Consider the following 13,060-nt stretch of genomic DNA (forward strand, 5'->3'; position numbering starts at 1 on the left):
TCAACCTGCGCAGCACGACAGCTGTTTCACATCCTTGCTGAAAGTCTGCGCGCACAACTTCAGCCCCTCGACCATCGTCAGGTACGGGAACAACTGATCGGCCAACTCCTGTACCGTCATGCCGGCCCGTAACGCCAACGCAGCCGACTGGATGATTTCCCCGGCCTCGGCGGCAACCGCCTGCACGCCGAGCAGGCGAAGGGAACCGGTTTCAGCAACGATTTTTATAAAGCCTTGAGTATCGAAATTGACCAGCGCGCGTGGCACGTTGTCCAGGGTGAGCGTGCGACTGTCGGTTTCGATGCCCATGAGGTGGGCCTCGGCCTCGGACAGCCCGACGGTGGCGACCTGGGGTTCGGTGAATACCACCGCCGGCATCACGGTGAGATCCAGGGACGCCTCGCCGCCCAGCATGTTGGTGGCTGCGCGGGTACCGGCCGCCGCTGCCACATAAACGAACTGTGGCTGATCCGTGCAATCACCGGCGGCGTAGATGTGTCCGGCACTGGTGCGCATGGACTCGTCCACCACAATGGCGCCGCCCTGGTTACGCGAGACACCGATCGCGTCCAGGTGGAGATCCCGCGTGTTCGGTGTGCGGCCGGTGGCCACCAGCAGACGGTCGGCACGCAGTTCGCCAGCGTTGGTGTTGAGTACGAACTCGCTCCCTGCATAGGCAACCTCGCTGGCCTGCGTGTACTCGAGTACGTTCATGCCCTCGTTCTCAAAAGCAGCCTTGACCGCGACTCCGATGGCTGGGTCTTCGCGGAAGAACAGCGTGCTTCGCGCCAGAATGGTGACCTGGCTGCCCAACCGGGCGAAGGCCTGGGCCAGTTCCACCGCCACCACTGAAGAGCCGATCACCATCAGGCGCCGGGGGATGGTGTCGCTGACCAGTGCGGTGGTGCTGGTCCAGTACGGCGTGTCCTTCAGCCCCGGGATCGGGGGAATCATCGGGCTGGCGCCGGTGGCAATCAGGCAGCGATCAAACGTCACCGAACGCTCGCCACCGTCATTCAGACGCACGCCGAGCCGATGCGCATCCACGAATTGCGCCTGGCCATGGATCACCTCGATGTTGGCTTTCGCAGCCAGAATGCCTTCGTACTTGATGTGGCGAAGCTCCTCGACGCGTGCCTGTTGCTGCGCGAGCAACCGGGTCCGATCGATCACCGGAGTCGCCGCACTGATTCCCCCATCGAAAGGGCTGGTTCGGCGCAGGTGGGCAATGTGCGCACCGCGGATGAAAATCTTGGACGGCACGCAGCCGATATTGACGCAGGTGCCACCGATGGTGCCGCGCTCGATCAGTGTTACTTGTGCGCCACTCTCTGCAGCCTTCAGCGCGGCTGCCATCGCCGCCCCACCGCTGCCGATCACCGCCAGCCTGAGCGAGGAGCCTCGATCCGGACCCGGTGCTTCCATGGTGGGCGTGTTCGTCACCGGGGCGCTCGTACCCAGGTATTGCCGTTGAGGCGCGACCACACGGTACTTGCTCGGCAGCGCGGCATTGAGCGATTCAACCGTCAACGTGGATTCGGCCCGGATATGCGCGGTATTTTCGGGATAGGCGACCGTCACCGCATGGAGACCGGCCACGCTCTTCAGCGCGTCTTCGACATGCGCGGCGCAGGCATCGCAGGTCATGCCAGACACGGACAAATGCATTTCTTTCATGAATATCTCGAAATAGTGACATGAAGCAAGTAGCCGCAAACGGACACTTCTTGGAGGAAACTTCGAAACCTTCCCTTGCACCGGAAAGCGACGTTCCAGCAACCATCGGGGCAACAAGAAATACCAACACAACCAGTGATGCCCCGATCACCGCTGCTCTTTGTGGCTCGGCATGCAGCAGGCTCGCTCCCGCTGCCGTTTCCATAGCGCATAGACCGTGATGCCGAGAAATACCACCAGGGCAGGCAGCAACACATAGTCCAGATAACCGGTGAGTGCCGACAGGCCGATGGCCCCCAGCAAGAGCACCAGAATCGGCGTGGCGCAGCACAACACCGCCAGCACTGAGCCGACCACACCCACCTGTATCAATGTTTTTGGATTCCCCACGTCCTATTTCCTTACCGTGGCTGGATAACCGGCATTGGCCGTAGCTGTGGTCAACTGCTGGACGCTGGTCTTGGCATCGTCAAAGGTAACGACCGCCTCGCGCTGCTCGAAAGCCACCGTGACGTTCTCGACGCCCCCTACTCGATCGAGCGCCTTCTTCACCGTGATCGGACAGGCCGGACAAGTCATCCCCGGCACGGACAGCGTGACGGTCCGGGTGGCGGCCCAGGCAGGGGCAGTCACGACGGCGAGTGCAAGAACGGCAACCAGCTTTTTCATGATGAACTCCAGATCAGTAGAACAAGGGAAGCACGTAGGGAAATCCGAGCGCGACCAGCACCAGCGCGGCCACGATCCAGAAGATGAGTTTGTAGGTGGTCCGAACCTGCGGTATCGCGCAGACCTCGCCCGGCTGGCAGGCGGTTGCCGGGCGAAAGATGCGTCGCCAGGCAAAGAACATCGCGACCAACGCCAGCCCGATGAACCACGGACGGTAGGGTTCCAGCACGGTCAGATTGCCGATCCATGCGCCAGAAAATCCGAGGGCCACCAGCAGCAGCGGCCCCAGGCAGCAGGTGGATGCCAGGATCGCGGCCAGGCCGCCGGCGACCAGTACGCCACTGGGTTTCTTTGGTGCAGACATAAGTGATTCCTTTTCCATTGCGACGATCCGGTTCACCGTACAGGGACAGCATAAGGACGTACCTAAGTACGTAGTCAAGCGTTCTATGCGGAGGTGTGTCCAGTGCCGTGACGCATGCCGTTGCGCGGTGGAGGGAACGCCGCCGTGATAACGGCTACGCCGGGATCTGGCCCTTTGTGCATCGCCACACGGTGCTAACCTGCCTGCGCAGTCCTGCATGGAATCAAGCGCGATGACGAACAGCCAGAAAGGCCTGACCATCGGCGCCTTTGCCAAGGCGGCTGGGGTCAATGTGGAGACGGTCCGGTTCTATCAACGACGAGGCCTGCTGTCCGAACCGGACAAACCTTACGGCGGCATCCGCCGTTACGACGAGACGGACGTCGCGCGCGTGCGGTTCGTGAAATCGGCTCAGCGACTCGGCTTCAGCCTGGACGAGATCGCCGAACTGTTGCAACTGGAGGACGGCACGCATTGCAGCGAAGCCAGTGTGCTGGCCGAACACAAACTCAAGGACGTGCGCGAGAAACTGGCGGACCTGAAGCGCATGGAACGGACCCTGTCCCAGCTGGTCCACGCCTGCCACAGCCAGTCTGGCCAAGTGTCCTGTCCGCTGATCGCGGCCCTGCGCTGAGGGGTTGTGATTTTTTCAACCTCTCAGGTCGGCCATGGCGAGGGCATGGCGAGGGCATGGATGCCCGAGTTGAGGCAACGCAGGGAGCGGTTGCCCGATGCCCGAGTTGAGGCAACGCAGGAGCGGTTGCCCGATGGCCGAACATGAAACAGTCACGCCAGTGACTGTTTCATGTGAGCGAGTCCGGGCGTGTACCGGTCGCGGTAGCCGAGGTGTACTACCGCGGCATCGGCAACAAGAACCTGTTGCGCCAACCGAGCCTGAAGACCATGCGTACCGACAAGACCGCGGCGGACCTGGCCGATACCGATCGCACCCCGCCTGCCCGCCCTGCCAAGGCCTCCACGCGCCGCCAGGCTGGCCAGACCGCCGGCGGCATCGTCATCAGCCATCCCGAGCGCGTGGTGTATCCCGACGACGGCATCACCAAGCAGCAGGTGGCCGATTACTACGCCAGCGTAATGAAGTGGTTCCTGCCCGGCGTAGCGGGCCGCCCGGTGTCGGTGATCCGTTGTCCGGAGGGCACGGCGAAAACCTGCTTCTTCCAGAAGCACATGATCCAGGGTCTGAAGCACGTCGGCAGCGCGAGGCTGAAGGAAGAGTCCGGCGCCCAGGCCAGCTACATCTACCTGCGCGACGCCGCTTCGGTGATCGAGCTGGTGCAGTTCGGCGTGCTGGAGTTCCATCCCTGGGGCGCGACCATCGAGCAGCCCGACCGTGCCGACCGCGTGGTGTTCGATCTCGACCCCGGCAACAACGTGGGCTGGGAGCGCGTGGTGGCCGCGGCACGGCTGGTGCATCGGCTGCTGTCGCAGCTCGGCCTGGAGTCGTTCCTGCGCACCACCGGCGGCAAGGGCCTGCACGTGGTGGTGCCGCTGAACCCCGGCTGCCCCTGGCCGCAGGTGAAGGACTTCGCGCGGGCGTTCGCCGACACACTGGCGCAGGCCCATCCGCTGGAGTTCGTCGCCACCGCCAGCAAGGCCCGCCGCAATGGCCTGATCTACGTGGATTACCTGCGCAACAGCCGTGGCGCGACCAGCGTGGCGTCGTACTCGCTGCGCGCGCGCCCCGGCGCGCCGGTCGCCATGCCGCTGCGTTGGGCCGAGCTGGGCAAGCTGAGAAGCGGCCGCGATTTCGACATCCGCTCCGCGCCCAGGCGCCTGGCGCGCTTGCGCACCGACCCGTGGGCGGGCGTGGACACGCTGCGCCAGAACCTCGACCAGGTAATCAAGAAGTTCGGCTGAAGCCGTTCCCGGGCCGTGCACTGCGCCATGCACCACGGCCCCGTACCAAGAGGAGTGGGGTCAATGGCGCGAACTCGGCCCGCAGGCGCGGGGCTCGCCACCTGGCATCCCTCCGCGCTGCTGCGCATGCCGCGCGAGGCGTGCCGGCGGCCAGCGGTTCGCAGGGCTGACACTAACGCGGAGCGTTCCCGCGCGGTTCTCCCGACCATCTGCGCCGGTGCAACGACGGGCGGCCGTTCAGTGAAAGTCCCGCGAGCGCGCATCCAGTGCACCCAGCAGCGGGGTGAGGTCCCGCAGTCGATGTGCGATCAGGTGACTGACGCCATCGACGTTTTCCCACTGCCCTTCCACCGCCAGCAACCGTGCCTGCAACAGCGCACGACGCTGGGCTTCGGCCACTTGCCGCCACACGATGACGTTGATCAGGCCATGCTCGTCCTCCAGCGTCACGAAGATGATGCCGCTGGCGGTTTGCGGCTGCTGTCGCGACGTCACCAGCCCGGCTACGCGCACGCGACTGTGGTGCGGTTGTCTGCGCAGCGTTTTTCCGTCCATGCAGTGCGCCGCGTTCAAGCGGGCGCGGATCTGCCGCAGTGGGTGCGCGCCCAGACTGAGACCGACGCGTGCGTAGTCCGCCAGCGTGTCCTCGGCCTGCGTGGGCAACGGCAAGGCCACGGCCCGCTCGCCCGGGCTTTCGCTGCCGAACAACGGCAACTGTGGCTCGACACCGGCCACCGCCCAGCGCGCGCGATGGCGATGACCGGCCAGTCCACGCAGGGCCGCTGCATCAGCCAGCAGTTCCTGATGGCGACGATCGAGACCGGCCCGCGAGCACAGATCGGTGACGTCAGCGAACGGTTGCCGTCCGCGCGCCGCCATCAGGCGAAGCGCGGCCGCTTCGGAGCATCCCCGCACCATGCGCAGGCCCAGCCGGATCGCGCGCGCATCGGCATGGCCGCGCGGGTCAGGTTCCAGCGTGCAATCCCAGTCGCTGAAACGTACGTCCACCGGCCGCACCGCGACGCGATGACGCCGCACGTCCTGCACGATCTGGCTCGGCCCGTAGAAACCCATCGGCTGCGCATTGAGCAGTGCGCAGGCGAACGCCGCCGGGTAATGGCACTTCAGCCAGCACGAGGCGTAGACCAGGTTGGCAAAACTGGCCGCGTGCGACTCGGGGAAACCGTAGGAACCGAAGCCCTTGATCTGCTCGAAGATGCGTGCAGCGAATGCCGCCGTGTAACCGTTCTTCAGCATGCCCCGCATCAGCTTGTCGCGATGCGGCTCCAGCCCGCCATGACGTTTCCATGCGGCCATCGAGCGGCGCAGCTTGTCGGCCTCGCCATCGGTGAAGTCGGCCGCCACGATGGCCAGCTTCATCACCTGTTCCTGGAACAGCGGTACGCCGAGCGTGCGTTCCAGCACGTCCTTGAACTGCGGTGACGGATAATCGACGACTTCTTCCTTGTTCCAGCGCCGCAGGTACGGATGCACCATGTCGCCCTGGATCGGGCCGGGGCGCACGATCGCCACCTGGATCACCAGGTCGTAGAAATTCGCCGGTCGATGTCGTGGCAGCATCGCCATCTGCGCGCGGCTTTCGATCTGGAACACGCCGACGGTGTCAGCACGCTGGATCATCTCGTAGGTGGCGCGGTCACCCGGCTCGATCGTCGCGATGGTTTTCGCCACGCCATGCCCGCTTTCCAGCAGGCCGAAGCATTTGCGCAGACAGGTCAGCATGCCCAGCGCCAGGCAATCGACCTTCAGCATGCGCATGTAATCCAGGTCGTCCTTCTCCCACTGGATCACCGTGCGGTCGGGCATCGCCGCATTTTCCACCGGCACCATTTCGCTCAGCGAGGTATCGGAGATCACGAAACCGCCGACGTGTTGCGACAGATGCCGCGGCATGCCCAGCAGTTCGTACGTGAGCTTCAGCACGCGGCGGATGATCGGGCTGTCCGGATCGAAACCCTGTTCGCGCAAGCGTTCGTCAGCCTTGCTGTCGCCCCAGCCGCGCGCAAAGACGTCGCTGAGCCGGTCGATCTGGTCCAGCGGCAGGCCGAGCGCCTTGGCCACGTCGCGCACCGCGCTGCGGCCGCGGTAGCAGATCACGGTGGCGGCCAGCGCCGCGCGCTCGCGCCCGTATTTCCCGTAGATGTACTGGATGACCTCCTCGCGCCGCTCGTGCTCGAAATCGACGTCGATGTCGGGTGGCTCGTCGCGGTCCTCGCTGATGAAGCGCGCCACCAGCAGGTGGTTCACCTCCGGGTCCACCTCGGTCACGCCCAGCGCGAAACACACGGCAGAATTGGCGGCCGAGCCGCGGCCCTGGCAGAGAATGCCTTCGCCACGTGCGAAGCGGACGATGTCGTGCACGGTGAGAAAAAAAGCTTCGTACTGCTTCGACGCGATCAGCGCCAGTTCGTCATCGATCAGCTTGCGCACCTTGGCGCTCGCGCCTTGCGGCCAGCGCCAGCGGATGCCCTCCTCCGCCAGCTGGCGCAGCCAGCTGGCGGGCGTGTGGCCATCCGGCACCAGTTCGGTCGGGTAGTCGTATTTCAGCTCGCCCATATGGAACGTGCAGCGTTCGGCGATGCGCACGCTCTCCTGCATCAGGGCTGCGGGATAGATCCCGGCCAGCACGTCGCGTCGGCGCAAATGCCGTTCGCCATTGCGGAAGATCAGCGCGCCCGCCTCGGCGATCGGCACGCGATGGCGGATCGCGGTGAGCGTGTGCTGCAAGGCCAGCCGGCGGCGCACGTGCATGTGTACGTCGCCGCTGGCCGCCAGCGGAAGGTCCAGTGCGTGGCCAAGCGCCTGCAGTTCGCACAGGCGCCCGACGTCGTCGGGGCCGCGATGCAGTTCCACCGCCAGCCATGCGCGGTCGCCAAACGTCGCGCGTATCCAGCGGCCGTGGGCGGTGTCCGCTTGCAGCCCGGGCATCCACAAGGCCAGCGTGCCCGGCATGCCGCTTTCCAGGTCCGCGCAGGTGAGCCGGTACGTGCCTTTCCCCGAAGCACGGCGCCCGCGCGTGATCAGCCGGCAGAGTTCGGCATAACCCTGCCGGTTCTCGCACAGCAGCACCAGCTTCGGGCCATCCTCGAGCTGGAATTCGGCACCCACGATCAGTTTCAGGCCGGTTTCGTTCGAGGCCTGGTATGCACGCACGATACCGGCGAGCGAACATTCGTCGGTGATCGCCAGCGCGCTGTAACCGCATGCCCTGGCACGCTCGAACAACTCAGCCGCGTTCGAGGCACCGCGACCGAAGGAGAAATCGGACAGGCAATGCAGTTCGGCGTAATCGCTCATGCGAGCCGGCTCATGCGAACCAGCCCTGCAGCATCCAGCCGCTTTGCTCGCCGGGCGGACAGAAGGCCCACGCCCGCTGGCCGAGCGAGGTCTCGATCACGTAGTAGTCGCGGCAGGCTTCGGCGCCATCCCACCAGCCGGTTTCCAGCCGCTCGGGGCCGGCCAGGATGCGCGGCGCCGCGCCGCGCAGGGGAAGCGGATGCGCCAGCAGCCAGGTGGGCCGCGGCGATGGCTCGTCGTGGACGCCGCCGCATTCGGCCACGGCCTGGGCGCGTTCGGGACGCGGATCGGTGGTGCTGCCCAACCGATAGACCGCCCGATCGCCAAGGCGCGCGCGCAGGCGTTCGCGCAGCTGCCCGATCGGCAATGCATTCGCCGGCCGTTCGTCGAACAGATCGCGCCCGGCGGGCACGAACGCCGGCAGCTCGCGCGCGATCAGGCGCAGCGCCAGCACCGGCTCGGGGAGCACGACGTGTTCCAGCCGGCCCCGTGCGAACTCGAACAGCATCGCGCCCTCGCGCTCCGGCGCCAGCAGCCCCACCGGCACATCGGTACAGCGTCCTTCGCGATGTTCCAGGCGCAGCAGGAAACGCTGCACGCCTCCATCGCGGCCGGCGAGATAGGCGGCAAGGTCATCGGCCATGCGTCGCACCGGAAAGATCAATGCCGACTGATTCTCCACTTCGTGGAGCAATTCGATGCGCAGGTCGAAGGTGTCCGGTGGACGATACAGCTCCAGTCCGGAGAGCCGGTCGCCGATCAGGCGATCCAGCGCATCCAGCAGTTCCGCGCCGAAGCGCCGGCGCAGACCATCCCGCGGCAGCGCCAGCACCTGTCCCAGGCTGCGGATGCCCATGCCGGGCAGCGCGGCGATGGCGTTCGCCGGCAAAAAGCTCTTCGCGAGCGGCACCCGCTGCAGGGCATGGCGCAGCGCATCGACAGACAGCACCGCCTGCCCGTCGGAGACCGTGGCCAACACATGCGCGGCGTGAGCCGTCGGTGCCGCGGCCAGCCGATGGCGAAATCCCAGCCCGGCGAAATCCGCCCGCAGCATCGCTTCAAGCTGCGGCCACGGCCCGAACAGGCTCATACTGCGGCTGACCTCCAGCACGATCGCGTGTGGCAGCAGGCTGACCTCGGAGCTGTACCGGTAGGCCACGGCCGCGAGAAAGCGGTGCCAGCGATCCACCGATTCGCGGTCGTACGGAATCGCCTCGAACTTCGACAGCAGCGCCTGGGCGGCGCTCAGCCGCTGCCCGACATGCAGGCCCGCCGCCTGTGCGGATTCATTGGCCGAAACGATCGTGCGGGCGTTGACCGGACCGTCGACGAGCACCAGCGGCCCCGTCGTGGGGCGCCGTCGAAGCATCCCATCCATGGCCAGATGCGGCAGGTTGATGCAGGTCCAGAGCATGTCCGGTCGCCATCAACCGGCAAGTCGCGCCAGCGGAACGGGCTGGGTGGGCACGGCCCCGCCGCGGCATTTGCGCACCCACAGCTGCGGCTGCGGCAAGGCTTCCAGTTCCAGGCGCAGCGCGGCCGGCGAGGCGTTGGAAAGATGGGAGCGATCACGGAACACGAAGGCGAGCGCCTGCCCGGTAGCCGCCGCCACCTGCAGACGACGCAAGGCGCGATCGTCGGCTTGCCGCGGCCATGCCAGCACGGCGGCACAGCTTCCCGAACGCAGGCATTGTTCGGTCGCCCAAAGCACGTCCTTTTCAGGGGCCTCGACGATGTCCACCTGGCGCATGTCGACGCCTTGCTGCTGCCAGCCAGCGACACACGGCGCATATGGCGGCGACACGATCACCACGTTGCGCCGGCTTCGGGTCAATCGCGCCAGCGTGGGCAGCACCAGGTGAAGTTCGCCCACGCCATCGGCGGGCAGCAGGATCTCGGACAGCGAGGCGTCGGGCCAGCCGCCCGCCGGCAGCACGGTATCGAGTGCGCGCCAGCCGGTGGGCTGGTCGCCGGCTGGGACCACGGCAGCACGGCCACGCCAGACCCGGCGTGCATCGAGCAAGGCGGAAAGTGGAACCACGGCGTTCATCAGCTGCCCCGCAGCAGGCCTGCATACAGGCCTTCAATCGCGAAGTCTTCGGTGGGGTCCACGTCGATCGGGCGGAAACCCGGGCTGTTGGGCAGCAGGCGAACCACGTCGCCTTTCCAGTACAGCCGCTTGATCGTGAAACGGTCGCCGCCCACGCGTGCGGCCACCACCTGGCCATGACGGGCCACCGGCGTGGCGTGCACCGCCACCAGGTCGCCATCGAGAATGCCTTCCTCGCGCATCGAATCGCCGACCACCTTCACCAGGTAGTCCGGCCGCAGCCGGAACAGCGAGCGGGATACACGCAGGCTGCGATCGACCCGTGACTCCGAAAACAGCGGTTCGCCGGCCGCGATGCGACCGATCAGCGGCAGCTCCATGGTGTCCGCATCCAGCGGATCGGGCTCGCGTACCAGCCGGATGCTGCGGGCGTGGTTGGGTTCGATGGTCAAGCGGCCTTTCGCTTCGAGCGACCGGATGTGCTTGAGCACCGCGCTGACGTTGCCGATGCCCAATGCCTCGCCGATTTCATCGAGCGTGGGTGACTGCCCATCGCGCTCGATCCGGGCGCGGATGAAGGCAAGGACGTTCAACTGGCGATTCGTGATCTGGATGGTCATGGTTCGCATAGTTTCACCTAAATAGGTGAAAATTGAGAGTAGAAAAATATTGCTGGGGAGGCTCTGATTTTGCTCGTCATCCAGCGAGGCGCTTTTCAACAGCCGGAGGCTGGTCAAGCTGGGATCCAGCGCCTCCAAACCGTTGAACGCAAAGGCGCTGGATGACCAGACCTTCGTCTGTTGAAAAGCGCTTCCTGCCTTCGCAGGGATGACAAGCAAGAAGTCGGTTAATCATACTTTTAATATATATATCAATACCTTGTAGTTTTAATCGCATCCAGTTTTGAAGACGAGGCGGACTCCAGCGTCCTCCCTCGGCATCTCAAGAAATGAGAGGACGGCTGATGCATTGCCCACCTTTCGCGCTTATGCGCCTGATGGCCGACCTGCGGGCACGCACGTGTTCTGTGAAGCCCGCGATCGCAAGAGAATCCGAAGCGCCTTCTTCTTCCGTCGTTTTCACCGGCTGCCTTGATAAGTGCGCGGGAACAGCCATCTTCCACCTGCATCCGAATCACGACAGGAGGCTCCGCATGCCCCGTTACACCAGGAATCCCGAGGTGTTGTCGCGGCTCAGCCCCGAGCAGTACCGGGTGACCCAGCAAAGCGGCACGGAGCGCCCCGGCACCGGCGAGTACCTGCACAACCGGGAGCCGGGCATCTACGTCGACATCGTGTCGGGCGAGCCGCTGTTCGCCTCGACCGACAAATTCGAATCGCCTTGTGGCTGGCCGAGCTTCACCCGGCTGATCGAGCCGGCCCACGTCCACGAACTGCGCGATACCTCGCACGGCATGATCCGCACCGAGGTGCGCTCGGTGCACGGCGACAGCCACCTCGGCCACGTTTTTCCCGATGGCCCGGCCGATCGCGGCGGCCTGCGCTACTGCATCAACTCGGCCTCGCTGCGCTTCGTCCCCCGCGACGACATGGCGGCCGAAGGCTACGGCGACTACCTGGACCAGGTGGAGCAGACGCGATGAGCACCGAGCGCGCAGTGCTCGCCGGCGGTTGCTTCTGGGGCATGCAGGACCTGCTCCGCCGCCTGGACGGCGTGGTTTCGACACGAGTCGGCTACAGCGGCGGCGAGGTGCCGAATGCGACCTACCGCCACCATGGCAGCCATGCCGAGGCGATCGAGATCGTGTTCGATCCGGCGCGCATCGGCTATCGCACGTTGCTGGAATTCTTCTTCCAGATCCACGACCCGTCCACGCCGAACCGGCAGGGCAACGACCGCGGCAGTTCCTATCGCTCGGCGATCTTCTATACGTCCGAGGAGCAGAAGCGGATCGCCGAGGACACCATCGCCGACGTGGATGCCTCGGGCCTGTGGCCCGGCAAGGTGGCGACGGAAGTGGCGCCGGCCGGCGATTTCTGGGAAGCCGAACCCGAGCACCAGGATTACCTGGAGCACTACCCCGACGGCTATACCTGCCATTTCATCCGGCCGGGCTGGAAACTGCCGCACCGCCACGCGGTCGGCTGACCCGGACATCAACGCCCGAAGATGATTTCCTTGCCTTCGTGGTCGCGGTCCCAGCCGCGCAGCTGGTCGCGGATATGGGCGATGCGCTGGCGACCAAGCGCGTTGCGTTCCTCGTCCAGCACCTGACCGTCCAGCAGTTCGGCCAGGCGCTGCGCGGTGGGCAGCATCGCGTCCCACGCGTCCAGCGCCGGCAACGGCGCCGGCAGGGTCATGAAGAAGCTCACCCCCGGCGTGCGCAAGGCATCCAGCCGGGCCAGGTCGAAATTGCCGGGCTTGAGCATGTTGGCGACGCTGAAGATCGGCCCCAGCTCGCGCTTGCCGTCGACCAGGCGGTGGTAGATGCCCATGTCGCCGAATTCCAGGCCGGCCTTCTCGGCGGCCACGACCAGGTCCGGGCCGTGGAAGCGCCCGTTGTCGCGGGCCACCACGAACAAGGTGACGATGCGCTCCACCGGCAGTTGCGCCGGGCGCCGGCCAAGCTCGGAACGCGGCGGCGCAACGGCGGCTGGCGCGGCAACGGGCGCCTGCGCCGGTAAAGCAGGCTCCTCCGCCGCAGGCAAGGCGTCCGGTGCCGCCGGTTCGCCGGAGCTGGGCGCGCGCAGGGCGTCGATGATCGAGGCGACATGGTCGGCCAGCTTGGGCTGCTGCCTGGATCTGGCCTTGGGTGCGGCGGGCATGGGCGCCTTGGCGCGCTCGCCGGACAGTGTGGCGCCCAGCCGCTCGAGTTCCTCGCGCAGGCCGACGTCGAGCTCGCCCTGCTGCGGCTGCGTATCGCCGATGAAGGGTTCGCCTGCGCCCGGTTCGCTCCCCGGCCCGCCCAGGGTGGGTTCACGACGCTCGCCGGCGTGTGGCTCCGGCATCGCCCTGCGCCTGCCCTGCTCCTTCTTCGGCTGGCCGAACAGCCAGATCAGCGCCAGCACGATCACCCCAACGATCAGCATCGGGATGCCGACGGCAGGGTTCCAGGCGAAGGCGAGCACGGGTTGCAACGTCAT

Annotated in this window: 13 protein-coding genes; 4 read left to right on the plus strand and 9 right to left on the minus strand. The window is 65.9% G+C overall.

Annotated features, from left to right (window positions below):
- The 4 genes from merA to merT all read right to left on the minus strand — a co-directional run bounded on the left by merA (nucleotide 1) and on the right by merT (nucleotide 2,710).
- Entirely contained in the window at nucleotides 1-1,677 is a 1,677-nt protein-coding gene (gene merA, locus AC3WTD_RS08030; protein ID WP_492613476.1) for a mercury(II) reductase, read from the minus strand.
- Nucleotides 1,678-1,824: 147 nt separating this feature from the next.
- Nucleotides 1,825-2,067, minus strand: a complete 243-nt coding sequence (gene merF / locus AC3WTD_RS08035) for a mercury resistance system transport protein MerF (RefSeq protein ID WP_027491736.1) — start codon at nucleotides 2,065-2,067, stop codon at nucleotides 1,825-1,827.
- Nucleotides 2,068-2,070: 3 nt separating this feature from the next.
- The gene (merP, locus tag AC3WTD_RS08040) at nucleotides 2,071-2,346 is read right to left on the minus strand and encodes a mercury resistance system periplasmic binding protein MerP (RefSeq protein ID WP_027491735.1); all 276 of its coding nucleotides are present in this window, start codon (nucleotides 2,344-2,346) and stop codon (nucleotides 2,071-2,073) included.
- 13 nt (nucleotides 2,347-2,359) lie between these two features.
- Nucleotides 2,360-2,710: a mercuric ion transporter MerT gene (merT, locus tag AC3WTD_RS08045; protein WP_037088997.1), complete on the minus strand. Its 351-nt coding sequence runs from the start codon at nucleotides 2,708-2,710 to the stop codon at nucleotides 2,360-2,362.
- Between the two features lie 232 nt (nucleotides 2,711-2,942).
- On the opposite strand from merT, the gene merR reads away from it, so the two are divergent.
- Nucleotides 2,943-3,344, plus strand: a complete 402-nt coding sequence (merR, locus tag AC3WTD_RS08050; protein ID WP_492613477.1) for a mercury resistance transcriptional regulator MerR — start codon at nucleotides 2,943-2,945, stop codon at nucleotides 3,342-3,344.
- Between the two features lie 173 nt (nucleotides 3,345-3,517).
- Nucleotides 3,518-4,588 (plus strand): non-homologous end-joining DNA ligase, encoded by a 1,071-nt coding sequence (gene ligD, locus AC3WTD_RS08055; RefSeq protein WP_492613478.1) that lies wholly within the window; start codon nucleotides 3,518-3,520, stop codon nucleotides 4,586-4,588.
- Nucleotides 4,589-4,825: 237 nt separating this feature from the next.
- On the opposite strand, the gene AC3WTD_RS08060 is transcribed toward ligD, so the two are convergent.
- The 4 genes from AC3WTD_RS08060 to lexA are packed head-to-tail and all read right to left on the minus strand — an operon-like array spanning nucleotide 4,826 to nucleotide 10,576.
- A complete protein-coding gene (locus AC3WTD_RS08060) occupies nucleotides 4,826-7,906 on the minus strand; it encodes an error-prone DNA polymerase (RefSeq protein ID WP_492613479.1) in 3,081 nt (1,026 codons plus the stop codon).
- A 10-nt stretch (nucleotides 7,907-7,916) separates the two neighbouring features.
- Complete coding sequence (locus tag AC3WTD_RS08065; RefSeq protein ID WP_492613480.1) at nucleotides 7,917-9,320, minus strand: Y-family DNA polymerase; 1,404 nt, start codon at nucleotides 9,318-9,320, stop codon at nucleotides 7,917-7,919.
- Nucleotides 9,321-9,332: 12 nt separating this feature from the next.
- Nucleotides 9,333-9,956: a translesion DNA synthesis-associated protein ImuA gene (gene imuA, locus AC3WTD_RS08070; protein ID WP_492613481.1), complete on the minus strand. Its 624-nt coding sequence runs from the start codon at nucleotides 9,954-9,956 to the stop codon at nucleotides 9,333-9,335.
- Nucleotides 9,956-10,576 carry a transcriptional repressor LexA gene (lexA, locus tag AC3WTD_RS08075; RefSeq protein ID WP_492613499.1) on the minus strand — a complete coding sequence of 207 codons (621 nt, stop codon included), beginning with the start codon at nucleotides 10,574-10,576 and terminating at the stop codon, nucleotides 9,956-9,958. Before lexA ends, imuA begins: the two co-directional genes overlap by 1 nt.
- A gap of 533 nt (nucleotides 10,577-11,109) precedes the next feature.
- Here lexA and msrB point away from each other — a divergent pair.
- Nucleotides 11,110-11,559 (plus strand): peptide-methionine (R)-S-oxide reductase MsrB, encoded by a 450-nt coding sequence (gene msrB / locus AC3WTD_RS08080; RefSeq protein ID WP_492613482.1) that lies wholly within the window; start codon nucleotides 11,110-11,112, stop codon nucleotides 11,557-11,559.
- Nucleotides 11,556-12,065: a peptide-methionine (S)-S-oxide reductase MsrA gene (gene msrA, locus AC3WTD_RS08085; RefSeq protein WP_492613483.1), complete on the plus strand. Its 510-nt coding sequence runs from the start codon at nucleotides 11,556-11,558 to the stop codon at nucleotides 12,063-12,065. The genes msrB and msrA overlap by 4 nt, the downstream gene beginning before the upstream one ends.
- Nucleotides 12,066-12,073: 8 nt before the next feature.
- On the opposite strand, the gene zipA is transcribed toward msrA, so the two are convergent.
- Nucleotides 12,074-13,060, minus strand: coding sequence for a cell division protein ZipA (gene zipA, locus AC3WTD_RS08090; protein ID WP_027491729.1), 987 nt, complete (start codon nucleotides 13,058-13,060; stop codon nucleotides 12,074-12,076).

The organism is Rhodanobacter sp. FW106-PBR-R2A-1-15 (assembly GCF_058789735.1).

Bases quoted from the DNA above. Each gene is read 5' to 3' on its own strand.
- merP (WP_027491735.1), bottom strand. From the start codon at position 2,346: ATGAAAAAGCTGGTTGCCGTTCTTGCACTCGCCGTCGTGACTGCCCCT.
- msrB (WP_492613482.1), top strand. From the start codon at position 11,110: ATGCCCCGTTACACCAGGAATCCCGAGGTGTTGTCGCGGCTCAGCCCC.
- merR (WP_492613477.1), top strand. From the start codon at position 2,943: ATGACGAACAGCCAGAAAGGCCTGACCATCGGCGCCTTTGCCAAGGCG.
- lexA (WP_492613499.1), bottom strand. From the start codon at position 10,576: ATGACCATCCAGATCACGAATCGCCAGTTGAACGTCCTTGCCTTCATC.
- merA (WP_492613476.1), bottom strand. From the start codon at position 1,677: ATGAAAGAAATGCATTTGTCCGTGTCTGGCATGACCTGCGATGCCTGC.
- AC3WTD_RS08065 (WP_492613480.1), bottom strand. From the start codon at position 9,320: ATGCTCTGGACCTGCATCAACCTGCCGCATCTGGCCATGGATGGGATG.
- AC3WTD_RS08060 (WP_492613479.1), bottom strand. From the start codon at position 7,906: ATGAGCGATTACGCCGAACTGCATTGCCTGTCCGATTTCTCCTTCGGT.
- merT (WP_037088997.1), bottom strand. From the start codon at position 2,710: ATGTCTGCACCAAAGAAACCCAGTGGCGTACTGGTCGCCGGCGGCCTG.
- zipA (WP_027491729.1), bottom strand. From the start codon at position 13,060: ATGACGTTGCAACCCGTGCTCGCCTTCGCCTGGAACCCTGCCGTCGGC.
- imuA (WP_492613481.1), bottom strand. From the start codon at position 9,956: ATGAACGCCGTGGTTCCACTTTCCGCCTTGCTCGATGCACGCCGGGTC.
- msrA (WP_492613483.1), top strand. From the start codon at position 11,556: ATGAGCACCGAGCGCGCAGTGCTCGCCGGCGGTTGCTTCTGGGGCATG.